The 24,697-nt window shown below is 60.7% G+C and carries 23 protein-coding genes; 6 read left to right on the top strand and 17 right to left on the bottom strand.

Annotated features, from left to right (window positions below; translation table 11 throughout):
• Window positions 1-20 precede the first annotated feature (20 nt).
• Window positions 21-710 (top strand): DUF4197 domain-containing protein, encoded by a 690-nt coding sequence (locus tag NE357_RS05500; RefSeq protein ID WP_169429044.1) that lies wholly within the window; start codon window positions 21-23, stop codon window positions 708-710.
• Here NE357_RS05500 and NE357_RS05495 read toward each other — a convergent pair.
• The 3 genes from NE357_RS05495 to NE357_RS05485 all read right to left on the bottom strand — a co-directional run bounded on the left by NE357_RS05495 (window position 707) and on the right by NE357_RS05485 (window position 6,764).
• Window positions 707-2,098, bottom strand: coding sequence for a Fic family protein (locus NE357_RS05495; RefSeq protein ID WP_169429043.1), 1,392 nt, complete (start codon window positions 2,096-2,098; stop codon window positions 707-709). The two genes, NE357_RS05500 and NE357_RS05495, sit on opposite strands and share 4 nt — an antisense overlap.
• Window positions 2,099-2,588: 490 nt before the next feature.
• Window positions 2,589-5,657: an efflux RND transporter permease subunit gene (locus NE357_RS05490; RefSeq protein ID WP_169429042.1), complete on the bottom strand. Its 3,069-nt coding sequence runs from the start codon at window positions 5,655-5,657 to the stop codon at window positions 2,589-2,591.
• Window positions 5,658-5,663: 6 nt separating this feature from the next.
• Window positions 5,664-6,764, bottom strand: coding sequence for an efflux RND transporter periplasmic adaptor subunit (locus NE357_RS05485; protein WP_169429041.1), 1,101 nt, complete (start codon window positions 6,762-6,764; stop codon window positions 5,664-5,666).
• A 94-nt stretch (window positions 6,765-6,858) separates the two neighbouring features.
• On the opposite strand from NE357_RS05485, the gene NE357_RS05480 reads away from it, so the two are divergent.
• Window positions 6,859-7,494 carry a TetR/AcrR family transcriptional regulator gene (locus NE357_RS05480; protein ID WP_169429040.1) on the top strand — a complete coding sequence of 212 codons (636 nt, stop codon included), beginning with the start codon at window positions 6,859-6,861 and terminating at the stop codon, window positions 7,492-7,494.
• A 105-nt stretch (window positions 7,495-7,599) separates the two neighbouring features.
• On the opposite strand, the gene NE357_RS05475 is transcribed toward NE357_RS05480, so the two are convergent.
• Window positions 7,600-8,382, bottom strand: a complete 783-nt coding sequence (locus NE357_RS05475) for a class I SAM-dependent methyltransferase (RefSeq protein WP_243433395.1) — start codon at window positions 8,380-8,382, stop codon at window positions 7,600-7,602.
• 93 nt (window positions 8,383-8,475) lie between these two features.
• Between NE357_RS05475 and NE357_RS05470 the strand changes: the two genes are divergently transcribed.
• Complete coding sequence (locus tag NE357_RS05470; protein WP_169429039.1) at window positions 8,476-9,090, top strand: energy transducer TonB; 615 nt, start codon at window positions 8,476-8,478, stop codon at window positions 9,088-9,090.
• A gap of 12 nt (window positions 9,091-9,102) precedes the next feature.
• On the opposite strand, the gene NE357_RS05465 is transcribed toward NE357_RS05470, so the two are convergent.
• The 6 genes from NE357_RS05465 to ppc form a co-directional block, all read right to left on the bottom strand.
• On the bottom strand, window positions 9,103-9,939 hold the full coding sequence (locus NE357_RS05465; protein ID WP_169429038.1) for an isocitrate lyase/PEP mutase family protein: 837 nt from the start codon (window positions 9,937-9,939) through the stop codon (window positions 9,103-9,105).
• Window positions 9,940-9,968: 29 nt separating this feature from the next.
• A complete protein-coding gene (locus tag NE357_RS05460; RefSeq protein WP_169429037.1) occupies window positions 9,969-10,829 on the bottom strand; it encodes a DUF72 domain-containing protein in 861 nt (286 codons plus the stop codon).
• On the bottom strand, window positions 10,829-11,137 hold the full coding sequence (locus tag NE357_RS05455) for a hypothetical protein (protein ID WP_169429036.1): 309 nt from the start codon (window positions 11,135-11,137) through the stop codon (window positions 10,829-10,831). The genes NE357_RS05460 and NE357_RS05455 overlap by 1 nt, the downstream gene beginning before the upstream one ends.
• A gap of 172 nt (window positions 11,138-11,309) precedes the next feature.
• Complete coding sequence (tsaB, locus tag NE357_RS05450; protein ID WP_169429035.1) at window positions 11,310-11,984, bottom strand: tRNA (adenosine(37)-N6)-threonylcarbamoyltransferase complex dimerization subunit type 1 TsaB; 675 nt, start codon at window positions 11,982-11,984, stop codon at window positions 11,310-11,312.
• A gap of 94 nt (window positions 11,985-12,078) precedes the next feature.
• Entirely contained in the window at window positions 12,079-12,729 is a 651-nt protein-coding gene (gene adk, locus NE357_RS05445; RefSeq protein ID WP_007954716.1) for an adenylate kinase, read from the bottom strand.
• 300 nt (window positions 12,730-13,029) lie between these two features.
• Window positions 13,030-15,660 (bottom strand): phosphoenolpyruvate carboxylase, encoded by a 2,631-nt coding sequence (gene ppc, locus NE357_RS05440; protein ID WP_169429034.1) that lies wholly within the window; start codon window positions 15,658-15,660, stop codon window positions 13,030-13,032.
• Between the two features lie 214 nt (window positions 15,661-15,874).
• On the opposite strand from ppc, the gene NE357_RS05435 reads away from it, so the two are divergent.
• From NE357_RS05435 to NE357_RS05425, 3 genes are all read left to right on the top strand, one after another.
• Complete coding sequence (locus NE357_RS05435; RefSeq protein ID WP_169429033.1) at window positions 15,875-16,219, top strand: pilin assembly protein; 345 nt, start codon at window positions 15,875-15,877, stop codon at window positions 16,217-16,219.
• Window positions 16,220-16,585: 366 nt separating this feature from the next.
• Entirely contained in the window at window positions 16,586-16,990 is a 405-nt protein-coding gene (locus NE357_RS05430) for a DUF4398 domain-containing protein (RefSeq protein ID WP_085697302.1), read from the top strand.
• Between the two features lie 55 nt (window positions 16,991-17,045).
• The gene (locus tag NE357_RS05425) at window positions 17,046-17,834 is read left to right on the top strand and encodes an OmpA family protein (protein WP_169429032.1); all 789 of its coding nucleotides are present in this window, start codon (window positions 17,046-17,048) and stop codon (window positions 17,832-17,834) included.
• Between the two features lie 65 nt (window positions 17,835-17,899).
• Here NE357_RS05425 and NE357_RS05420 read toward each other — a convergent pair whose 3' ends face one another.
• The 7 genes from NE357_RS05420 to prfB form a co-directional block, all read right to left on the bottom strand.
• Window positions 17,900-18,229 carry a hypothetical protein gene (locus NE357_RS05420; RefSeq protein ID WP_119427141.1) on the bottom strand — a complete coding sequence of 110 codons (330 nt, stop codon included), beginning with the start codon at window positions 18,227-18,229 and terminating at the stop codon, window positions 17,900-17,902.
• On the bottom strand, window positions 18,226-19,131 hold the full coding sequence (locus NE357_RS05415) for an alpha/beta hydrolase (protein ID WP_169429031.1): 906 nt from the start codon (window positions 19,129-19,131) through the stop codon (window positions 18,226-18,228). The genes NE357_RS05420 and NE357_RS05415 overlap by 4 nt, the downstream gene beginning before the upstream one ends.
• Before the next feature lie 58 nt (window positions 19,132-19,189).
• On the bottom strand, window positions 19,190-20,467 hold the full coding sequence (locus NE357_RS05410; protein ID WP_169429030.1) for a flavohemoglobin expression-modulating QEGLA motif protein: 1,278 nt from the start codon (window positions 20,465-20,467) through the stop codon (window positions 19,190-19,192).
• A 33-nt stretch (window positions 20,468-20,500) separates the two neighbouring features.
• Window positions 20,501-21,055: a hypothetical protein gene (locus tag NE357_RS05405; RefSeq protein WP_169429029.1), complete on the bottom strand. Its 555-nt coding sequence runs from the start codon at window positions 21,053-21,055 to the stop codon at window positions 20,501-20,503.
• 55 nt (window positions 21,056-21,110) lie between these two features.
• Entirely contained in the window at window positions 21,111-21,815 is a 705-nt protein-coding gene (locus tag NE357_RS05400; protein ID WP_169432599.1) for a TetR/AcrR family transcriptional regulator, read from the bottom strand.
• A 118-nt stretch (window positions 21,816-21,933) separates the two neighbouring features.
• Window positions 21,934-23,436 (bottom strand): lysine--tRNA ligase, encoded by a 1,503-nt coding sequence (lysS, locus tag NE357_RS05395; protein WP_169429028.1) that lies wholly within the window; start codon window positions 23,434-23,436, stop codon window positions 21,934-21,936.
• Window positions 23,437-23,504: 68 nt separating this feature from the next.
• Window positions 23,505-24,600 (bottom strand): peptide chain release factor 2 gene (gene prfB / locus NE357_RS05390; protein ID WP_102621447.1). Its coding sequence is split into 2 segments (ribosomal slippage): window positions 23,505-24,527 and window positions 24,529-24,600, totalling 1,095 coding nucleotides; the frame shifts between segments, so codons are not numbered across the junction.
• Window positions 24,601-24,697: the final 97 nt, after the last annotated feature.

The following is a 24,697-nucleotide window of genomic DNA, read 5'->3' as shown; positions in this document are numbered from 1 at the left end:
TTTTGAACAAGGAAGCTTTCATGCTCCGCCCTACCCTACGCTTCGCCGGCCTGTGCGCGGGCCTGATGATCTCCGCCAGCGCACTGGCCCTGTCCCTCGGCGACCTGTCGCAAGGCGACGCCACCGGCGGCCTCAAGGATGCCCTGACCCAAGGCGCGCAACTGGCCGTCAAACAACTCGGCACCCCGGGCGGCTTCAGCAACAACCCGGACGTGAAAATCGAACTGCCGGGCAAACTCGGCAAAGTCGCCGGCAAGATGAAAGCGTTCGGCATGGGCGCCCAGGTCGACGAACTGGAAACCGCCATGAACAAGGCCGCGGAAACCGCCGTGACCCAGGCCCAGCCGATCCTCGTCGACGCCGTGAAGAAAATGAGCGTGGCCGACGCCAAAGGCATCCTCAGCGGCGGTAACGACTCCGCCACCCAATACCTGGACAAATCCAGCCGCGAACAGATCCGCGCGAGGTTTCTGCCGATCGTCAAACAGGCGACCGACAAGGTAGGCGTGGCGCAGAAGTACAACGCGTTCGCCGGCCAGGCTGCGACGTTGGGCGTGGTCGACTCCAAGAGCGCCAACATCGAAAGCTACGTGACCGAACAAGCACTGAACGGCCTGTTCGAGATGATCGGCAAACAGGAAGAAACCATCCGCAAGAACCCGGCCGCTGCAGCGACCAGTCTGGCGAAGAAGGTGTTTGGCAGCCTCTAGGCCAACGCTGCACGGGAGCGAGACAACTCGCTCCCGTCCTTCAACACACTGGCTGGACTGCGTAAAAAGAACACCCACTCGCTGCCCATTTTCCTTTTCTCGAAGACCTGCAACTCGACCAGCCCGTTTAACGCTGACATCGCGGTGCTGCAAGAACAACCCAAGTGTTCACTCACGTTGCTCGCCGTAAACTCCTTCGCCACTCCGCTCTTGGCCACCTGATACAGCGCCCGCTGCCTTTGCGTCAGCCGCTCGAAAAAAACCGACGCCATCAGCCAGCGCTCAAAGTCTTCCGTGTACGCCAGGCTTTTGCGGTAGACATCCGTGAAGCGACTGACTGCACGCTGAATCACCGAACACTGAAACTCGATGAAATACGTCAGATCCAGCTCATCGGCCTCGCTATGCAAATACGACCGCCCGTACTTCACCGGCGCATTGCGCAGCAAAGGACTGATCGCAATGTAGCGAAATGCCGAAAATTCGTGCTTGAACATGAACCAGTAGAACAACGCCCTCGCAACCCGTCCGTTGCCATCGCGAAACGGATGTTCGTAGCCCAGAGAAAAATGCAGCGTGATCGCCTTGATCAACGGGTGCAGGAAGTCCTTTTCCTGAGGTGAGCCGAGTGGCTGATTGATCCAGCGTACGAGTCTCTGCAAACGCATCACCACTCCGACAGCGGGCGGCGGTGTATGCACCGTGTTGCCCTCGCCATCCTGTACCACCACTTCATCGTTCGTCCTGAAAAAACCGGGACTGTATTGCTCGTCATTGATCCCCTCGACGCCCACCCGATGCATTGCCGCGATCAAGTCGACACTCAAGGGTTGGTAACGGTTTTCCCAGGCGAAATTCATCATCCTGTAATTGCCCATGACCATGCGCTCATCCGGCGTGCGCGGCTGCCGTTGATACTTGAGCATGTCCTTGGCAACTCGCGTGGTCGTTGCCGCACCTTCCAACTGGCTGCTGGCGATCACTTCGTCTTCGATCAGATCATTGAGCAAATAACTGAAATGCGACCGTTCGCCGATCTGCCCGGTCATGCATTCCAGCGAAGCGGAAGTCGTCTGCAGATCGACGGCCGAAAGGGTTTTCCGGGCCGAGGGTGTCAGCAAATACTTGCCCCACTGCGGCGGCTCACCCAATGGCAGGAGATTGATGTACTGCGCAGCCCTCGCCCTCTTCACCAGCGCCCAACACAAACGAGCGTCCAGCCCCGGCGCCCAGCGATGGCGCAAATCCTCGAAAGGCAAATAACGCCCCCGATCATCGAGGGGCTTGAGCAGCGCCAGATAATCCACCAGATGCTGCTTGTGCGGCGCCCGCGCCAACAAGTCGAACACCGGATCGGACCGTCCTTTCAATACCGGCGGCTTCTTCACAAAAAACCTCCCGATCACTCATAAAAACAGAGAACCGAGTACAACACCCCAGACCGGACCGCCTCAATATCAGAGAATTCTGAAAAAGCTGTAGGAGCCCCCACAGCATGTGGCGCAGCCGCCCCACTCAACACAATGAGCGTTAGCTCGAGTAAAGCTTTTGACGTACCGGCCCCGTTGAGAGGCTGAGTGGAGGGATTTATCCGGGGGTGGGCGCGAAGCGCCGTTTGGCGAAGCCAAACACATCGAGAGGAGGTGCAGCGAAGCAAACCGTAGGCGATGCCCCCGGATGAATCCCGGAGCGAAGGAACACCGAGCCAAAGCGAGGTGCCGAACGCCGGGGCCCAGCGTTTTTGGTTACTTTTTTGGCGTTTGAAAAAAGTGACTCGCCGTAAGGGCGAAACCGCCAGCGGCAACACCCGAAGCAACGGATATTCACAAAAAGCACCCAGAGCATGGCCGGCCCAAAGGCCGCCACGCTCAAACAAAATCAAACCTCCTTGCGAACCCGGAACCAAGCCGCATACAACGCCGGCAAAAACAAAAGCGTCAGAGCAGTCGCCACAATCAACCCCCCCATGATCGCCACCGCCATCGGCCCGAAAAACACACTGCGTGACAGCGGAATCATCGCCAGCACCGCCGCCAGTGCCGTCAACACAATCGGCCGGAACCGACGCACGGTCGCCTCGATGATCGCCTGCCAGGGCTTGAGCCCCGCCGCAATATCCTGCTCGATCTGATCCACCAGAATCACCGAGTTGCGCATGATCATCCCCGACAGCGCGATGGTCCCGAGCATCGCCACAAACCCGAACGGCTGACGGAACACCAGCAGAAACAGCGTCACCCCGATCAACCCCAGCGGCGCCGTCAGAAACACCATCGCCGTGCGCGAGAAACTGCGCAGCTGCACCATCAGCAACGTCAGCACCACGACAATGAACATCGGCACCCCGGCGTTCACCGACTTCTGCCCCCGCTCCGAATCCTCCACCGTACCGCCGACATCCAGCAGATAACCGTCCGGCAATTCGGCGCGGATCGGATCAAGCGTCGGCATGATCTGCTTCACCAGCGTCGCCGGTTGCTCCTTGCCATAGATATCTGCGCGCACGGTTACGTTCGGCAGACGATTGCGGTGCCAGATGATGCCTTCCTCGAAGCCATATTCCAGCGTCGCAATCTGCGACAGCGCAACGCTGCGACCGTTATCGGTCGGCACCGCCAGACTCGGTAGCAGCGACAGTTCGGTGCGCTCATGCACGGTGCCGCGCAGGAGGATTTCGATCAGCTCGTTATCTTCGCGGTACTGGCTGACGCTGGAACCGGTCAGCGAACTCTGGAGGAACTTCGCCAGATTCGCCGTGCTCACCCCCAGGGCCCGGGCGCGATCCTGATCGATGTTCAGGTACACGACCTTGCTCGGCTCTTCCCAGTCCAGATGCACGTTCACCACATGCGGGTTCTCGCGCACCTTGGCCGCGACCTTGCGCGCCAGAGCCCGGACCTCCTCAATGTGCTCGCCGGTGACGCGGAACTGCACCGGATAGCCAACCGGAGGACCGTTCTCCAGCCGCGTGACCCGCGAGCGCAGGGCCGGGAACTGCTCGTTCAAGGTGTCGATCAGCCACGTGCGCAGCGCTTCGCGCTCCTCGATGGTTTTCGCCAACACCACGAACTGGGCGAAGCTCGCCGCCGGCAGTTGCTGATCCAGCGGCAGGTAGAAACGTGGCGATCCGGTGCCGACGTAGGCCACGTAATTGTCGATGCCGGCATGATCCTTGAGCATCGCTTCCAGCCGTTTGACCTCGGCGGTGGTGTTGGCCAGCGAAGCGCCTTCGGCAAGCTTCAGATCGACCATCAATTCCAGTCGCCCGGAAGCCGGGAAGAACTGCTGCGGCACGAACCGGAACAACGCCACCGAAGCCACGAACAGCAGCACAGTGAGCACGATCACGGTTTTGCGCCGACGTACGCACCACTCCACCAGACGCCGTACCCGTTGGTAGAACGGCGTGCCGTAAGGATCGGTCTGGCCGTCAGCCGTGCCGTGTTTGGCCGCGTGAATTTTCGCCAGATCCGGCAGGAGCTTTTCCCCCAGATACGGCACGAACACCACCGCTGCTACCCAGGATGCGAGCAAGGCGATGGTCACCACTTGGAAGATCGAGCGGGTGTATTCGCCGGTACCGGATTGCGCCGTGGCGATCGGCAGGAAGCCTGCGGCAGTGATCAGCGTACCGGTAAGCATCGGAAACGCAGTGCTGGTCCAGGCGTAACTGGCCGCCTTGATCCGGTCGAAGCCCTGCTCCATTTTGATCGCCATCATTTCCACGGCGATGATCGCGTCATCCACCAGCAAGCCCAGTGCGAGCACCAGCGCGCCGAGGGAAATCTTGTGCAGGCCGATGCCGAGGTAATACATGCAGGCGAACGTCATCGCCAGCACCAGCGGAATGGTCAGCGCCACCACCATGCCGGTGCGCACGCCGAGGGAGAAGAAGCTCACCAGCAACACGATAGCCAACGCTTCGACCAGCACCTGGACGAATTCGCCGACACCGGTTTTCACTGCCGCCGGCTGGTCGGAGACCTTGCGCAATTGCATGCCGGCCGGCAGGTTCTTCTGGATCCGGGCGAATTCGATTTCCAGAGCCTTGCCCAGCACCAGAATGTCGCCGCCGTCCTTCATCGCCACCGCAAGACCGATGGCGTCTTCGCCCATGAAGCGCATGCGCGGCGCCGGAGGATCGTTGAAACCACGCCGCACGTCAGCAACATCGGAGATGCGGAACGTACGATCACCGACCCGGATCGGGAAGTTCTTGATTTCGTCGACTGTCTGAAAATTCCCCGAAACCCGTAGCTGCAAACGCTCGCTGCCGGTTTCGAAGAAGCCGGCAGTGGACACCGCGTTCTGTTCCTCCAGCGCCTGCTGCACCGCTGCCAGCGGCAAGCCGAGCGTGGCGAGTTTGACGTTGGACAGTTCGACCCAGATTTTCTCGTCCTGCAAACCGAGCAGGTCGACCTTGCCCACGTCCTTGACCCGTTGCAGCTGGATCTGGATGCGGTCGGCGTAGTCCTTGAGCACCGCGTAGTCAAAACCGTCGCCGGTCAGCGCATAGATATTGCCGAAGGTGGTGCCGAACTCATCGTTGAAAAACGGCCCCTGAATCCCCGGTGGCAAGGTCTGGCGAATGTCGCTGACTTTCTTGCGCACCTGATACCAGAGATCCGGAATCTCCACCGAATGCATGGAGTCGCGGGCAATGAAGGTGACCTGGGATTCACCGGGGCGCGAGAACGAAACAATCCGCTCGTACTCGCCGGTTTCCATCAGCTTCTTTTCGATGCGCTCGGTGACCTGACGGGAGACTTCCTGCGCCGTAGCGCCGGGCCAACGGGTCTGGATGACCATGGCCTTGAAGGTGAACGGCGGGTCTTCGCTCTGGCCGAGCTTGGTGTAGGACAAGGCGCCGACAATCGCCAGCAGAAGCATCAGGAACAGTACGATCTGGCGATTACGCAACGCCCATTCGGAAAGGTTGAAGCGCATCGGGACTTACTCCTTGTCCGCCAGATTGACCACGCGGTTGGAACGATCTACCGGACGCACCTGCTGCCCTTCCAGCAGCACATGCACGCCGGCGGCCACCACCCAGTCGCTGGCGTTGAGGCCTTCGAGCACCGGCACGGTTTTCTCACCGAACGGGCCGACGCGCACCGGCGTCTTTTTCAGGGTGTTGTTGGCGCTGACGACCCAGACGTAGGTCGCGCCGTTTTCGGCCGTCAGCGCCGAAAGCGGTACCGACAGCGGGATGACATCGGCGGTCTGCACGAAGACCCTGGCGCTCTGGCCCAGTTCCGCCGGGACTTTGCCGGCGGTGAATGAAATGCGCGCAGCGAAGGTGCGGGATTTCGGATCGGCGGCCGGCGACAGCTCGCGGATCTGCCCGGCAAAGCGCTGGTTCTGTTGAGTCCACAGCTCCACCGAAACCGGCTGGCCGACCTTGAAGCGGCCGAAGCTTTGCTCCGGCAGGCTGATCAGCACTTCACGTTCACCATCGGTGGCGAGGGTGAAAACGGTCTGCCCGGCGGCGACCACTTGCCCGACTTCCACCGAACGCTTGGCCACCACGCCATCCTGGGGCGCACGCAGCACGGCGTAACTGGCCTGATTGGTCGAGACGTTGAATTCGGCTTTGATCTGTTTGAGGCGGGCTTCGCCGGAACGGTAGAGATTCTCGGCGTTGTCATAGGCCGAGCGGCTGACCATCTGCCGTTCCATCAGGGTCTTGTAACGATCACGCTCGGCACGCACCAGATTCAGATTGGCTTCGGCGGCGGTGACCTGGGCGCGGGTGGCTTCCAGTTGCAGGCGTACGTCTTGCGGATCAAGTTCGGCCAAGGGCTGATCGGCCTTCACCCGCTGGCCTTCCTCGACCAGTCGTCGGCTGACTTTGCCACCGATGCGGAACGCCAGATCGGGCTCGTAACGAGCGCGAACCTCGCCCGGATAGCTTTCCATCGCCTGCGCCGAAGGCTCTGGCTGTACCACCATGGCCGGTCGCACGCTGACTGGCGTCACCTCTTCCTTGCCACATGCCGACAATAAAAACACCAGACTGACTGGCACCGCAAAGGACAACGCATGGCGGAACATGGTGAAGGACCTTTCGCTAAGGAGGCTTGGAATAATTATACTGGCCGGTATGTTATTAATAGCAAACTCACCAGTCCAGTATTAAAAGCGAAGAATGTCGAACAATCTTTCCACTCCAAACGGCCCCGGCCGCCCGAAGGATCCGGCCAAGCGCCAGGCAATTCTCGAAGCGGCGAAAATCCTGTTCCTCAGTCACGGCTACGCCAACACCAGCATGGATGCGGTGGCCGCCGAAGCTGGCGTGTCAAAGCTGACGGTCTACAGCCATTTCAATGACAAGGAGACGCTGTTCTCCGCCGCCGTGGTGGCCAAATGCGAGGAGCAGTTGCCGCCGCTGTTCTTCGAATTGCCGGACGGCATCGCGGTGGAAAATGTGTTGCTGAACATTGCGCGAGGCTTTCATCACCTGATCAACAGCGATGAGTCGGTGAACCTGCATCGCCTGATCATGGCCTTGGGCAGTCAGGATCCCAACCTGTCACTGATCTTCTTCGAGGCCGGCCCTCAGCGCATGGTGCAGGGGATGGAACGTTTGCTGCGGCGGATTCACGAAACCGGCGTGCTGAGCATCGACAACCCGCACAACGCCGCCGAGCACTTCTTCTGCCTGATCAAGGGCGCGGGTAATTTCCGCCTGTTGTACGGCTGCGGTGAGCCGCTGACCGGCGAGGCGGCGGAAAGTCATGTGCAGGAAGTGGTCGGGCTGTTCATGCGGGCGTATCGCCCCTAGAAATTTGGAGTTTGGACTGGCCCCATCGCGAGCAAGCCCGCTCCCACATTTGAAATGCATTCCAATGTGGGAGCGGGCTTGCTCGCGAAGGGCAACAACTCGGCCTCAGGCCTTGAGCGCTTTCTTCGGATAGATATCGTAGCGGCTGGATTTGCCATCCAGCGCATGGCTCGGTTTCGGCCCTTCGATGCACGGCGCCTTGCGCGGGCGCTTGACCACCACCCGGTGCGTGGCCAGTGCCAACGCCGCTTCCAGCAAGGCCGGGGCATCCGGATCGTCGCCCACCAACGGACGGAACAGGCGCATTTCCTTCTTAACCAGCGCAGTTTTCTCACGATGCGGGAACATCGGGTCGAGGTAGATCACCTGCGGCGGCTCGCCCTCCCAATTGCGCATCACGTCGATGGAGTTGCCCTTGAGCAGCTTCATCCGCGCCACGATCGGCGCCACATCGAAGTCTTCCGCCGCTCGGGCCAGACCATCCTCCAGCAAGGCACCGATCAGCGGCTGACGCTCGATCAGGCTCATCTCGCAGCCGAGACTGGCCAGCACGAACGCATCCTTGCCCAGCCCCGCCGTGGCATCCAGCACCCGCGGACGCACGCCCTGGGCGATACCGACAGCCTTGGCGATCATCTGACCACTGCCACCGCCATACAACCGACGATGGGCCGCGCCACCCTCGACAAAGTCCACCCGCACCGGCCCCGGGGCATCCGGCCCCAGCTGTTGCAACTGCAAGCCCTGCTCGCCAACCTGCAAGGCGAATTCGCCGTCGGCCACCTGCAACGGCAGATTCAGGCGCTCGGCCCACTGCTCGGCCTGCGCTTCGAACGCCGGGCCGAGAGCCTGGACATGGATGCGGCAGGCCGCGGGTTGCTCAATCATGGAAAACACGCTCAAAAAAGTTAAGGATCGGCAAAAACCGCCGATAACCCAATCAACGCGCATTTTGCCAGAGCTGAGCGTCGACCGAAAAAAATGTCAGGCATTCTTCCCACATCGATTGGCTACATTTCGCCCAAAGGCGATTTCAGCCGTCATAACACTCAAGCATTGGGCGGCATCAGCCACCTGTGGCAGGATTTCTTCGCCCAGGCACTGACCGAACAATCGAGTGATGTGGTGCCGGCCTGTGGCACCTTCCCACCGGTCGATCTTGAAAGCCCTGAAGAACCCACCATCGGCAGCGAGCTGCACGCCCACATCATCGACCAGCGCGAATGCGATGTGGTGGAAACCGAGGTGCGTCCGCCGGAGCCGCTGTTCCTGCCGATCGCCGAAATCGACATGACACTGGCCGAGCCGTACCCTCCGTTCCCGCCGGAAGAAATCAAGACTCAGCAAAAGCAGCAGGATTTCGACAGCAGCTGGGTTCGTCCGGTCGTGATCAACAACGGCCAGCCGATTCCGGAACCGGGCCCTGCCCCGCAGAAAAAACCGCTGTACCTGCCGATTGCCGAGTTCGATCTGGATCTGCTGCAGCCTTACCCGCCGTTCCCGCCGGAAGCCATCGTCGAGCAGCAGAAAGCCCTGGACTTCGATAACGGCTGGGTGCGCCCGATCGTTCAGCAGAACCTGCGCATCGCCGCCTGATTGCTCCCTGCTTCAGCCCTTGAAAAACTGATTGGCTTTCGCGTACGACATCGACCGCGAGGTGAAACCGAACGTGCCCGACTGCTGGATTTCCTCGGCAGCCCGGAAAAACTCGCCGAACGCCGCCAGTGCCAGCGCCGAACCGGTGCTGATGCGCTTCACGCCCATTTCTTCCAACTGCTGCACGGTGAGTTTCAAGCCGCCGGACATCAACACATTGACCGGTTTCGGCGCCACTGCGCGTACCACCGCCAACACCTCTTCAGCCGTCCTCAGACCTGGAGCATAAAGCACATCGGCGCCTGCTTCGGCGAACGCCTGCAAGCGGCGAATGGTGTCGTTGATATCCGGATTGCCGTGCAGGTAGTTTTCCGCACGAGCCGTCAGCGTGAAGGGAAACGGCAACGTGCGCACTGCGCTGACGGCGGCTTCGATCCGCGCCACAGCGTGGTCGAAGCAGTAGATCGGCGCATCCGGGCGACCGGTGGCATCCTCGATGGAACCGCCCACTGCGCCCGCTTCGGCCGCTCGCAAGAGGCTTTGTGCGGACTCGGCCGGAGCGTCGGCAAAACCGTTTTCCAGATCCACTGCCACCGGTAAATCCGTGGCAGCGGCAATCGCCCGAACGTTGTTCAAGGTTTCTTCGAGGCCAAGTGCACCATCGGGCTTGCCCTGGGAAAACGCATAACCGGCACTGGTGGTCGCCAGCGCCTGGTATCCCAGACTGGCGAGCATCTTCGCCGAACCTGCGTCCCACGGATTGGGAATCACGAAAATCCCGGCACGCTCATGCAGGGCTTTGAAGGTCTCGGCTTTACGGAGTTGTTCTTTGCGGGCTTGGGCATCCATCGGCAGGCTCCTGGGCAGAAAAAACCGCCTCAGAGCAGGCCAAGTTGTTCCGCGGCGGGTTCTCTGTATAGCTCAGGCAGGGGTGGCAAGCCAGGCAAACGTTGCATCAGCTGTGCGTGAAAACGCTGCGCGAGCCTGGCCGCCAGAATGTTATCGGCGGTGTGCAGGAAGATGTACGGCGTACGGCCCTCTTCGATCCACTCGGCGATTTTCGCCACCCACGGCACCAGGAAGGGATCGTTGGCCTCAAGCTCGGGATGGCCGATGAAGCGCACCTGCGGGAACTGCGTGAACGCTGCCGGGCGCGTTGGTACTCGAGGTTTTTTCGATTGGGCGTGGATCACCGAAGACTCGGTGGACAGGCAACTGAACAACGCGCGCGGATCAAGGCAGATGCGCTCCACGCCGCGATCCAGCAGCAGGCGATTGAGCAGGCGTTCACTCTCACCCTTGGCGAAGAACTGCTCATGGCGCACTTCCACCGCCAGCGGTCGATCAAACGCGTCGATGAAGGCTGCCAATTCGGGGAGTCGTTGAGGGGTGAAGCTTTTCGACAGTTGCAGCCACAGCGGCGATACGCGTTCGCCGAGCGGGTTGAGCAATTGAATGAAGGTTTCGGCGGCGGTCAGTTGATCGCGCAAGTCACCGCCGTGGCTGATGTCACCGGGGAATTTGGCGGTGAAGCGAAAGTGTTCGGGCATGACCTCGGCCCAACGCTGCACAGTAGCGGGCGATGGGCTGGCGTAGAAGGTCGTATTGCCTTCCACGGCGTTGAACACTTGCGAATACAGACCGAGGAAATCGGAGGTCTTGGCGTCTACCGGATACAGATACTCGCGCCAGGCGTTTTCACTCCAGGACGGGCAGCCGAGGTAGTAAGGCAGATCCATCAGATGTACAGATCGAGGCCCAGCACATCTGCATCCCAATCGACAAAACCGGCGGTGCTCAGGTAGCTGGCCAGGGCCATGGCCACGCTTTTCTTCATCGCACGGTGATAAATCATGTCTTGTTGGCGGGCGGGCAGATTGCTCAGGCGATGCGCTGCGTTTTTGGCAGCACGGGCGGCCAGTTGCGCCTCGGTGGGGAATTCCAGCTCGCCGTCGATATCGTCGACGGACTCATCCAGCGCCGGATTGCCTTTGCGAGGCTTGCGCTTGATGGGGTAGGACTGAGTGGAAACGCCGTCTATACGCATAAAGTCATGCTCGGTATCGATGATGGCAATTTAGCGGCACCTGACCGACTTAGCAAATCGCCGAGTGATAACTAGAACACATAAAAGACAAAAGGTTTAAAGCGCGGGGTTAGAAACGGACGATTGGCAGGAACGGGAGAACCCTGTGGCGAATGCCACAGGGTGAACGGCCTCAGCGGGCTTTCGGGGTGGCCACTTTATCGCGCAGGTAAACCGGCTGGGCGTCGTCTGCCGGGATCGACTCACCGCGCTCCCAGGCAAATCGCGCCAGGGTCAGCAGGTCTTCGGCATGAGGCAGCATGCCCGCGTCGGTACCGGTCAGGCTCACAGCGATGCGCTCGCCATAGCCCCAACCCGTGCCGGCACCGAACCAATCGCCGGTAGCATCGTCTGCAAGTGCGGCCGCTTCCGGCGGCAACACCGCCTCGGTGCCCACCAGACGCATCTCCCCGGCGGTCTCGCGATAGCAGCCCCAATACACTTCATCCATCCGCGCATCGATGGCGGCTGCGACCTGGCTCACGCCGTGTTCGCGATAAGCACGCTGCGCCAGCACCGCCAGATTCGACACCGGCAACACCGGGCGATCCAGCGCAAAAGCCAGGCCCTGCACCACACCGATGGCGATCCGCACACCGGTGAACGCGCCCGGGCCGCGACCAAAGGCAATCGCGTCCACCGCTTGCAGCGTGGTGCCGGCGTCGGCCAGCAGTTGCTGGATCATCGGCAGCAGTTTCTGCGCGTGCAGGCGCGGGATCACCTCGTAATGGCTCGTGACCTTGCCGTCATGCAGCAAGGCAACGGAGCAAGCTTCAGTCGCGGTGTCCAGGGCCAGCAAGGTGCTCATCGATGTGTCCGTAAATCAGGTGGGGAAAAAGTGCGCCAGTATAAACAACTACGGCCCGCAAGCGGGCCGTGGATGATGCAGCGGATCAGGTTTTTCAGCTCAGCGCTTCAAGCACCTTGGCAGTGATCGCTTCAACCGAACCGACGCCAGGGATATGGCTGTACTTCGGCTTGCCACCGTTTTTGGCGGACAGGTTCTGGTAGAACTCCACCAGCGGCTTGGTCTGCGAGTGGTAGACCGACAGACGATGACGCACGGTTTCTTCGGTGTCGTCCTTGCGCTGTACCAGCTCTTCGCCGGTGATGTCGTCTTTACCGGCAATCTTCGGCGGGTTGTAGACGATGTGGTAAACGCGGCCGCTGGCCTCGTGAACGCGACGACCGGCGATACGTTGAACGATTTCTTCGTCTTCAACGGCGATTTCGACCACGGCGTCCAGCTCGACACCGGCAGTCACCAGCGCTTCAGCCTGAGGAATGGTGCGCGGGAAGCCATCGAACAGGAAACCCTTGGCGCAATCGGCTTGAGCGATACGGTCCTTGACCAGCGCGATGATCAGGTCATCCGACACCAGGCCGCCGGCATCCATGATGCTCTTGGCCTTGATGCCCAGTTCGGTGCCGGCCTTGACCGCAGCACGCAGCATGTCGCCGGTGGAGATTTGCGGAATGCCGAACTTCTCGGTGATGAACTTAGCCTGAGTACCTTTACCGGCCCCGGGAGCTCCCAGCAGAATGACGCGCATTAGATGTGCTCCTCAATTTTTTTATAAAAAGCTTTTGCAAAACAACGGATTCGCCTCATGGGGCGAAATCCTGGAAATAGGGTCGTGACCGCCCAAACGGCCAGAGGCTGACCAAGATACACAGCAGGCTGCGCCCACACAAGACGCCAAAAGTCGGAGAAACCCGCGCCTGCCGCGACCTTGCGACGCGGTTCCCCAAGTCGCAACCCCATCATTAACTGTCGCCTGACCGCATTTTTCCCACGCTCGATAAACAGCACCCGACACGAACCCCGGGTGCCTCGCCCCACGCAGAAAACCTTAGCCGGTATTTCGCAAACCGGCGGCAATCCCCGCCACAGACACCAGCAACGCCTGTTCTACCGGGCTGCCCTGCTCGACATTCTGCTGCCGCGAACGTGCCAGCAGTTCAGCCTGCAATAGATGCAGCGGGTCGAGATAGGTGTTGCGCAGACGGATGAATTCCAGGGTGTCCGGGCTATGTGCCAGCAGCTGCGACTGACCGGTCAGGCCGAGGACCACGGAACACGCCTGCGACAATAGGTCGCGTAAGTGCGCACCCAAAGGCAGCAAGTCCGACTCCACCAGACGCTCGTCGTAGGACAGTGCAATGTCGGCGTCAGCCTTGGCCAGCACCATCTCCAGCATGTCGATGCGGGTGCGGAAAAACGGCCACTGCTCGCGCATCTGCCCCAGCAATTCGCCTTCGCCACGCTCCAGCGCCTTGCTCAGCGCCGTTTCCCAGCCGAGCCACGCTGGCAGCATCAAGCGTGTCTGGGTCCAGCCGAAGATCCACGGAATCGCCCGCAGGCTTTCGATCCCGCCAGCGCGGCGCTTGGCCGGACGGCTGCCCAACGGCAGACGTCCCAGCTCCTGCTCCGGCGTCGACTGACGGAAATACTCGACGAACTGTGGATTCTCCCGCACCACGGCGCGGTAAGCGGCGACACCGTCGGCGGCCAATTCGTCCATCAGATGACGCCACTCCGGCGTCGGTGGCGGCGGTGGCAACAGGGTCGCTTCGAGCACCGCCGCCAGATACAGATTGAGGTTTTGTTCGGCGATGTCCGGCAGGCCGAATTTGAATCGAATCATTTCCCCCTGCTCGGTGGTGCGGAAACGCCCGGCCACCGAACCCGGCGGTTGCGACAAAATCGCCGCGTGCGCCGGGCCGCCGCCACGGCCTACGGTGCCACCGCGACCGTGGAACAGCAGCAGTTCGACTTGCTGCTCACGGCAGATTTCCACCAGCCGCTCTTGGGCACGGTATTGCGCCCAGGCCGCCGCGGTGGTGCCGGCGTCCTTGGCCGAGTCGGAATAACCGATCATCACTTCCTGCGGGCCTTGCAGGCGCGCGCGGTAACCCGGCAACAGCAACAGGCGTTCGATAACAGGTCCTGCGTTGTCGAGGTCTGCCAGGGTTTCGAACAGCGGCACCACGCGCATCGGCCGCAGTACGCCGGACTCTTTCAGCAGCAATTGCACCGCCAGCACATCGGAAGCGGCACCGGCCATGGAGATCACGTAAGAGCCCAGCGAAGCGCCCGGCGCAGCGGCGATTTCCTTGCAGGTGGCGAGCACTTCGGCGGTGTCGGCCGAGGGTTTGAAATGCGCCGGCAGCAACGGTCGACGGTTTTGCAGTTCGCGGGTCAGGAAGCCGATGCGCTGTTCTTCGTCCCACTCCTCGTATTTGCCGAGGCCGAGGTAATCGGTGATTTCAGTCATGGCCGCACTGTGTCGCGACGAGTCCTGACGCACATCGAGGCGCACCAGGAACAGGCCGAACGTCACGGCCCGACGCAGGCAATCGAGCAACGGCCCGTCGGCGATCACGCCCATGCCGCACTCGTGCAGCGAGTTGAAACACAGCTCCAGCGGATCGAGCAGATCGCGATTGTTGTGCAGCACATCGGCAGGCGCCGGGGTGGTCGCCGTCAAAGATGCATGGGCCCAGTTGCGCGTGGCGCGCAGACGTTCGCGTAATTGCTTGAGCACCGCCCGATACGGCTCGGCACTGTCGCCGGCCCGGGCCTTGAGCGCGTCGCTGGCCTGCTGCATCGACAGTTCGGCGGCGAGATGATCGACATCGCGCAGGTACAGATCCGCTGCCATCCAGCGTGCGAGCAGCAAAACTTCGCGAGTCACCGCAGCCGTCACGTTCGGGTTGCCGTCGCGGTCGCCGCCCATCCACGAGGCGAAACGGATCGGCGCAGCTTCCAGCGGCAAGCGCAAACCGGTGGCCGCAAACAGCGCCTGATCGGCCTTGCGCATGTGATTGGGAATCGCCTGCCACAGCGAATGCTCGATCACCGCAAAACCCCACTTGGCTTCGTCCACCGGAGTCGGTCGGGTGCGGCGGATTTCTTCGGTGTGCCAGGCTTCGGCGATCAAGCGTTGCAGGGTGTTGTGGATCTGCTCGCGCTCGGCACTGGTCAGGTCGCGGTGATCCTGAGCGGCCAGTTGCGCGGCAATCGCGTCGTACTTCTGGATCAGCGTGCGCCGGGCCACCTCGGTCGGGTGCGCGGTGAGCACCAGTTCGATTTCCAGCCGCGCCAGTTGCCGGGCAAGAGATTCGGCGCTGTGCCCTTCGTTGCGCAGGCGGGCGAGCAGTTCCGGCAGTACGCGGGACTCGAACGGCGCGGCCTGGGTCTCTTCGCGGCGATGGATGAGCTGGTACTGCTCGGCGATGTTCGCCAGGTTGAGAAACTGGTTGAAGGCCCGCGCCACCGGCAGCAGTTCGTCTTCGCTCAATTGATTGAGGCTGGCGCTCAGTTCGGCGTCCATCGACCCGCGCCGGTCGGCCTTGGCGCCCTTGCGGATCTGCTCGATCTTGTCGAGAAAAGCCTCGCCGTACTGGTCACGAATGGTGTTGCCCAACAGCTCACCGAGCAGGTGAACGTCTTCGCGCAAGCGTGCATCAATATCGGTCATCAGCATCTCTCCAGCAGTAATCGGTGACGGATCGCAAGTGAGTGGATGAACAGAGAGTGCCGCTCTGCAACGCTTCTTACAAGCAGACGACGAAGGGACTTTAAACCTTGAGGGTTGAAGCTAGTCTCAAGAGTAAGCCCCACAACGGCTTGCCGCCGGCTGACGGCGGACACTCACCCAGACCTGCCACGAGCAGGTGCGACATGAGGTCATTATGAAAATCCGTGAACTCGCCCAGCATTGGGAAGAAACCGCCAAGGGTCGCCTGACCGACACCGGCTACACGATTCATCTGGATGTGGAAGCTGCCGCACGGCTGGCAGCGATTACCGAGATGTACCCCAAACGGCATGCCGAAGAACTGCTCGGCGAACTGATCGGCGCCGCCCTCGAAGAGTTCGAAGCGAGTCTGCCGTATGTGAAAGGCCCGACTGTGGTCGCGACCGACGAAGAAGGCGATCCGCTGTATGAAGACGTTGGCCCGACCCCGCGTTTTCTCGCGTTGTCGCGGCGGCATTTGCAGGACTTGTCGGCCGCTGCAGGAAAGCAGAAACACTGATTTTCGGACATCACAAAAACGGTGGGAGCGGGCTTGCCCGCGATGGCGTCAATGGGGTCACAGCCATGTTGAATTTGACGGCCTGATCGCTGGCAAGCCAGCTCCCACATGCACTGTTTCCCCCTCCGGCTCTCTGCCATTTCTGCCCGCGCGTACCTCTGAAAAACGCCAAAGTTCCCGGTTTAGAGCCTTGTCCATTCGGTCAGAATATTTTTTGGCGATAAGCCATCTTTTCTGAACTTTTGAAAAATGCCTTCGGTCGGAACAGGTAACCACGCCTGGAACGAGCGTTTCAAAACGCACTTGCACATGACGGTTGCGGCTCCGCTACCAGGATGGATTTCGAAGCTTCCAAGGAGTTAACCAATGGAGTTGAAGACCATGAAGACCCAAACCTCGTTCTCCCACCTGCGCGGTCTGAAACTGGCCGCCCTGGCCATCGGCACCAGCTTCGTGCTGGCCGGTTGCGCCGGCAATCCACCGACCGAGCAGTACGCCGTGACTCAATCGGCGGTCAACAGCGCAGTCAGTGCCGGCGGTACCGAATTCGCCGCCGTGGAAATGAAGCAGGCACAGGACAAGCTCAAACAAGCCGAAATTGCCATGCACGACAAAAAGTATGACGAGGCCCGTACCCTCGCCGAGCAAGCCGAGTGGGACGCCCGTGTTGCCGAACGCAAGGCCCAGGCGATGAAGGCCGAACAGGCGGTGAAGGACTCCCAGAAAGGTGTTCAGGAACTGCGTCAGGAAAGTCAGCGCACCGTGCAGTAAGCGCGCATCCCGACCGCAAGGCTGAATCTCTTATCGATAGAAAGGACGAACGATTATGCGTAAACAACTGATGATCCCCGCTCTCCTGGCCGCAAGCGTTGCCCTGGCTGCCTGCTCGACGCCGCCGAACCCGAACCTGGAACAGGCACGCACCAACTACGCCGGCCTGCAGGCCAACCCGCAGGCGAGCAAAGTCGCGGCGCTGGAAACCAAGGACGCCAGTGATTACCTGGACAAGGCCGACAAGGCTTATCTGGACAAGGAAGACCAGCACAAGGTCGACCAGCTGGCCTATCTGACCAACCAGCGCGTGGAAGTGGCGAAGCAGACCATCGCCCTGCGCACCGCTGAAGCCAATCTGAAGAACGCCGCCGCCCAACGTGCCCAGGCCCGTCTGGACGCTCGCGATCAGCAGATCAAGCAGCTGCAGGACAGCCTAAACGCCAAGCAGACCGATCGCGGTACGCTGGTGACCTTCGGTGACGTGCTGTTCGCCACCAACAAGGCCGATCTGAAATCCAGCGGTCTGGTGAACATCAACAAACTGGCGCAGTTCCTCCAGGAAAACCCGGACCGCAAAGTGATCGTCGAAGGCTATACCGACAGCACCGGCTCGGCGAGCTACAACCAGTCGCTGTCCGAGCGTCGCGCGACATCGGTACAGGTTGCACTGATCAAAATGGGCGTCGATCCTTCGCGCATCGTGGTGCAGGGTTATGGCAAGGAATATCCGGTCGCGGATAACGGCAGCGTCTCGGGCCGTGCGATGAACCGTCGGGTGGAAGTGACCATTTCCAACGACAACCAGCCAGTGGTGCCGCGTTCGGCAGTAAGCTCGAACTAAGCGTCACACCGTAACGAAAAAGCCCCGCCTGAGTTGATCAGGCGGGGCTTTTGTTTGCCGCAGGTTTACTCTTCCAGCTTCTGCGGCGTCTCCTGCCCCATGCAGCGCACTGCCTTTTTCTGCGCGTTGATGAGCACCCCGGTCAGGCCTTTCTGTTCGGTGTCGAACAGCACCAGCACACCATCGATGCATTGCGCCACTTGCGGCGCCGGGTCCAGGGAGACCTTGTAGTCTTCGCCGGGAATGGTCTTGAGCATGGTGAATTCGTTGAGCAGCAATGCATCCTCGGGTTTGGCGAAGTGCAGGTAGCCGTAGTACCACAGGGCGCCGACGGTGCCGAGGATGCTGCAGATACCGGTGATGATCAGCGGGATGGCGTTGCGTTCTTCACTCATTGCGGACTCTCGTTTTCAGAATTCGGGGGTTGCGGGTAATTCGGGACTTCGCCGAGGCGGCGCAGTCCGTTGAAATGCTCGGGATCGTCGAGATAACGCAGCATGACCTGACGCCACACCGGGTCGCCGAAAGTCTGCACGTGCCCACCGCGAGTCAATTGCAGGACCCGGGGCGGCGGCGCAGCCTGATACAGACGAATGCCATTGGAAAGCGGCACCAGCGGATCGTCGATACTGTGGAAGATCAGTTTCGGCACGCCTTTGAGCTGCGGCATCGAATGGATTGCGCTGTCGCTGTCCGGCACCAGCCACGACAGCGGCACCTGGAATGGCCACGTCATCCACGATGTACTCAGAGCGTATTGGCCAACACTGCGGTAACTGGCCGGAACCCCGTCGAGCACAAAAGCCTTGAGCTGTTTTTGTCTTTCCGGATGTTGCACCAGCCAATGCACTGCCATCGAACCACCAAGACTTTGACCGAGCAGAATCAGTGGCTTGCCTTTGACCTCCGGCGCCTTGTCCAGCCAGGCAAAGGCAGCGTCGATGTCCTGATAGATCGCCGGCAGACTCGGCTCGCCCTCGGACAGACCGTAACCACGATAGTCCACCAGCAGCACCTGATAGCCGTTTTTCGGCAACCACCAGCTGCCGCCCAGGTGCATCGGCAGATTGCCGCCGTTACCGTGCAGATGCAGCACCGTGCCCTTGACCTCGACCCCGGGTTTGGCCGGCAGCCACCAGGCGTTCAGCTTGAGGCCATCGGCGGTGGTCAGGGTGACGGTGCGGTATTCGAGTCTGGCCTTTTCCGGGGTGAAGATCTGACCGGGCTCGGGATAAAACAGCAAGGAGCTGCAACCGCCGAGGGTCAGGAGCAGGCAAAGGATGCCGAGGATTCTCATCCGGTGAAACCTCGCAAGGTTCGGACTCCCGCGCGCCGCGCGGGAATGATCAATGGGCCTACAGGATGTTGGAGTAATCCGCCTCGATCCGGTCCAGGCTCAAGTGATTGAGGAAGTTGGAGAAGCACATCCACGCCGACAACGCATTCATGTCGCGGAACTGGTCCGGCAGGTACTTGGGCGGTACCACCAGGCCTTCGTCCACCAGTTGACGCAGGGTTCGCATGTCTTCCAGTGTGGTCTTGCCACAGAACAACAGCGGGATCTGCTCGAGCTTGCCTTTACGCACGGCCAACTGAATGTAGTTGTAAACCATGATAAAGCCCTTGAGGTAGGACAAGTCTTTGGTGAATGGCAGACCGGTCGGCGTCGATCCGCGGAAAACACGGCTGGCGTTGCCATAGCTTTCCGCCATTTCGAAGCCCTGCTCGCGGAAGAACTCGAAAATCTGCAGGAAGTCCGCCCCCTCCTCCACCATGTGAATGGCGCGGGTGCGGTTGGTCAGTTTGCGCAGGCGGCTCGGGTAAGAGGCGAAGGTGATGATTTCCATCAGGATCGCCAGGCCTTCCTGAGTCACCGTCGACGAGGGCGGGCCCTTGGACAGGAAGGTGCAGATCGGCTGGTTCAAGCCGTTGAGCGTGGTGCCGACGTGCACCAGGCCTTCGTGGACTTCCAGTGCCCGCACGTCGCGGTCGTTGAACATCGCGTCGGTGCGGATCTTGATGTAGTCGGCGCCCGCGGCCGCATCGGCGACGATCCCGTCGGACTCGAACACGCGGATGGTTTCCTCGGCCTCGCCGAACACCTTGTTCAGGCGGGTTTGCAACAGATGCACGGCGTCCTTGGCGGTAAGGGTCTTCGGTTCGTCCTTCAGGTCGCCACGACCATCGATGTTGTTCAGGTAGTCCGACATCATCAAACCGAGGTCGGCCAGCGTCGGGTCGCCGGCGTGGAACGCATCGGACGCGGCGCCGTACAGTTCCTGGGAAATCAGGCCGAAATCCTCGGTGCCGCGCGCTTCGAGCATGCGCACTACCATCCGGTATTCCTTGCACATGCGCCGCATGATCTGGCCGACCGGGTTGAACTGGCCGAGCTGGCGGGTGATGTCCCGTTCGATGTTCTGGAATTCCAGCTTGACCTTGCTCGAATCGAAGGACAGCGGCCGGTTGAGGTAGTAGTCGCGATCCACCGCCGGCAATTCCTTGCCCTTGGCCTTGAGGAACCCCTTGCGGATGTTCTCGTCCCACTTGACCGCGTCGAGCACGCGGATCGGCGTCTGCGCCAGCACTATGCGATCGGACAGCGTGCGTATCGTCTGCTGGTAATCGTCCACCCGAAACTCCTGTAGAAAACGTGACGAACTGAATTATTTGGCTTTGGCCTGATGCTGATAGCGCGCCGCTTCGACGAAAACGTCGGTATTGGCCGGGTCGTCGAGGTAAGCAAAGACCTTTTCAAGCGGGCTGTCGACCTGCACGCCGTCGCCGTCATCGGTCTGGAAGCCCTGGCCGTCGAGGGCTTTCTGGGCGATGGCCTGGTTGATCTGTTCGAGGTCGAGGTTGTAGATCACCAGTTCGCGCTTGTCGGTGATCTCGAAACCGGCGATGGTGAATTGCCCGCCATACTGCGCCGGCACCTTCGCCGACAGGTACCAGCGGCTTCCGTGGCGCGACACCGTGAACGGATAGGCTTCACGCTCATGGGGTCTGGCCTTGAAGTACGCCACCGCCTGATAGCGATCGTTGCCCAGGCGCGTCAGTTCAAGATTCATCGGCTCGCCCCAGGCGTTGGTGCTCGACCATTGGCCGAGCAGGCCTTTGGGCGCCGGCTCACGGGCGGGCAGCGGCTCCTTGAAGGTCACCAGACAACCGCTGAGCAGCAGGAACGACAGCGCGATCAACGCGCCACGCCAGGCTTTCATTCAACACTCCCTAGAACCTGAAACACCTTCCCCTGTGGGAGACCTCCATCGGCTTTCAGACCGACGCGAGTACCAGGTGCATATAGCGCGTCAGAATACCGAGCATGTCCTCTTCGGCCAAAGGCTCGGCGTCGTTGAGCAGGCCCTGATATTCCATCCGTCCGATAATCGCCGTCAACACCTTGGCATCCTGCTGCGGCTCGCGCGAGCCCAATACCTGGAACAACTGGCAGGTGCCCTGCAACAGAATCTGCTGATGGGAACGCACCAGTTCCGCCAGACGCGGGTTGAGCAGCGCTTCCTGACGGAACGCCTGCTCGGCCATCAAATGCTCACGACGATTGACCAGTTGCCGGTGCACGTAATCGGCCATCAATCGGGCGATATCGTCGGCCAGCTGCGAACGCGACTCCAGACTGCCGTCACCGCTGACCACCATCTCGCGCAGCAGGCCTTCGTTGTTGATCCACAGCTTGGCCATGTAAGCCGCGCTGCGTTCGACGTACTGGGCGAAGGTATCGGTGAGCAGGTCATCGATGTCCTTGAAGTAATACGTGGTGGCCGACAGCGGCACACCGGCCTCGGCGGCCACCGCCCGGTGGCGCACGGCCCGCACGCCATCGCGCACGACAATGCGCATCGCCGCATCCAGAATATCCTGCCGACGCTGCTCGCTGCCCTGTCGGCTGGCCTTGCGGCCCTGGTACTGAACACTTTCAGCGACCGCAGTGGCGATTCCCGCTGCACCCTCTTGAGCCATTGCACCGATCACGACAGGACTTCCTCTGTTGTTTTTTTCAAAAGTAACCATTTGATACGTTTGTACCAGACAGGCAATAAAAAGCCGCCCATTTCAGGCGGCTTTTTTATTGAAACACTTACGCTTGCGGCCGCATGTGCGGGAACAGGATCACGTCGCGGATCGACGGCGAGTTGGTCAGCAACATCACCAGACGGTCGATACCGATACCTTCACCGGCCGTTGGCGGCATGCCGTACTCCAGCGCGCGAACGAAGTCGGCGTCGTAGTGCATGGCTTCGTCGTCGCCGGCGTCCTTGTCGGCCACCTGGGCCATGAAGCGCTCGGCCTGGTCTTCCGCGTCGTTCAACTCGGAGTAGGCGTTGGCGATTTCACGGCCGCCGATGAACAGCTCGAAGCGGTCGGTGACGTTCGGGTTGTCGTCGTTGCGACGGGCCAGCGGCGACACTTCGAACGGGTACTGAGTGATGAAGTGCGGCTGTTCCAGCTTGTGCTCGACCAGCTCTTCGAAAATCATCACCTGCAGCTTGCCCAGACCTTCGAAGCCCAGCACCTTGGCGCCGGCCTTCTTGGCGATGGCGCGCGCCTTGTCGATGTCGTTCAGGTCATCGGCGGTCAGCTCAGGGTTGTACTTGAGGATCGAGTCGAACACCGACAGGCGCACGAACGGCTCGCCGAAGTGGAACACCTTGTCGCCGTACGGCACGTCGGTGCTGCCCAGAACCAGCTGCGCCAGTTCACGGAACAGTTCTTCGGTCAGGTCCATGTTGTCTTCGTAGTCGGCGTAAGCCTGGTAGAACTCCAACATGGTGAATTCAGGGTTGTGACGAGTCGAAACGCCTTCGTTGCGGAAGTTGCGGTTGATCTCGAACACTTTTTCGAAACCGCCAACCACCAGACGCTTGAGGTACAGCTCCGGCGCGATACGCAGGAACATTTCCATGTCCAGCGCGTTGTGGTGGGTTTCGAACGGCTTGGCCGCGGCGCCGCCAGGAATGGTCTGCAGCATCGGCGTTTCGACTTCGAGGAAGTCGCGCTTCATCAGGAAGCTGCGGATGTGCGCGATCACTTGCGAACGCACGCGGAAGGTCTGGCGCACGTCTTCGTTGACGATCAGGTCAACGTAGCGCTGACGGTAGCGCTGTTCGGTGTCAGTCAGGCCGTGGTGCTTGTCCGGCAGCGGGCGCAGGGATTTGGTCAGCAGGCGCACGCTGGTCATCTCGACGTACAGGTCGCCCTTGCCGGAACGGGCCAGGGTGCCTTCGGCAGCAATGATGTCGCCCATGTCCCAGGTTTTTACAGCAGCCAGGGTTTCTTCGGACAGGGTCTTGCGGTTGACGTAGACCTGAATGCGACCGGTCATGTCCTGGATCACCATGAACGAGCCACGGTTGAGCATGATGCGACCTGCAACCTTGACCGGGATCGCAGCCTCTGCCAGCTCTTCCTTGGTCTTGTCCGCGTACTGTTTCTGCAGTGCATCGCAGTAGTTGTCGCGGCGGAAGTCGTTCGGGAAGGCATTGCCCTTGGCGCGCTCGGCAGCAAGCTTTTCCTTGCGCAGGGCGATCAGGGAGTTTTCTTCCTGTTGCAGGGCTTGCGAATCGAGTTGTTGGTCGCTCATGTCTTTAAATTTTCCATCACAGGTTCGTTGCCCCCGCCGGTGACGGGGGACTTGAGGTCGGGTGAAGCTTACAGCCCCGATTTCAGGCTGGCTTCCAGGTATTCGTCGATATCGCCGTCGAGTACCTTGTCGCAGTCACTGCGTTCGATGTTGGTACGCAGATCCTTGATCCGCGACGCATCGAGCACGTACGAACGGATCTGGTGACCCCAGCCGATGTCCGACTTGGTGTCTTCCAGGGCCTGGGACGCGGCGTTGCGCTTCTGCATTTCCTGCTCGTACAACTTGGCCCGCAGCATTTTCATGGCGGTGTCCTTGTTGGCGTGCTGGGAACGTTCGTTCTGGCAGCTGACCACGGTGTTGGTCGGTACGTGGGTGATACGTACGGCCGAGTCGGTGGTGTTTACGTGCTGACCACCGGCACCGGAGGAACGATAGGTGTCGATCCGCAGGTCTGCCGGGTTGATTTCGATTTCCACCTTGTCGTCGATCTCTGGCGAGACGAAAACCGCGGAGAACGAGGTGTGACGACGGTTGCCGGAGTCGAACGGGCTCTTGCGCACCAGACGGTGCACGCCGATCTCGGTGCGCAGCCAGCCAAAGGCGTATTCGCCCTTGATGTGCACGGTAGCGCCCTTGATCCCGGCGACTTCACCGGCCGACAGCTCCATGATGGTCGCGTCGAAACCGCGTTTGTCGGCCCAGCGCAGGTACATGCGCAGCAGGATGTTGGCCCAGTCCTGGGCTTCGGTGCCGCCGGAACCGGCCTGGATGTCCAGGTAGGCGTTGTTCGGGTCCATCTCGTGGCTGAACATACGGCGGAATTCGAGCTTGGACAGGGACTCTTCGAGACCTTGAAGAACTTCGACGACGTCGTTGACCGCGCCCTCGTCGTTCTCTTCAACGGCCATGTCCAGCAGCTCGCGGCAATCGGCCAGGCCACCGTTCAGTTCATCGAGGGTATCGACGATCTGCGCCAGCGCAGCGCGCTCGCGGCCCAGTTCCTGGGCGTATTCAGGTTTGTTCCAGACTGCAGGATCTTCAAGCTCGCGATTGACTTCGATCAGACGCTCATGCTTTTGATCGTAGTCAAAGATACCCCCGAATAGTTTCGGAGCGCTCGGACAGGTCCTTGATGGTGTTCAGGATCGGGTTGATTTCCATGACGGGCAGCACTCGTTGGCGAACTTTTGAAAGCCGGCGAGTATAACGTAATCAAGCTGTCACGGCAGCCCGTCTGGCGGCTGTTAAGGCGATTCAC

It is taken from the genome of Pseudomonas sp. G7(2022) (assembly GCF_052660475.1).
Note: the sequence above shows the minus strand (reverse complement) of the source record. Positions and strands in the feature narration are given on the sequence as shown.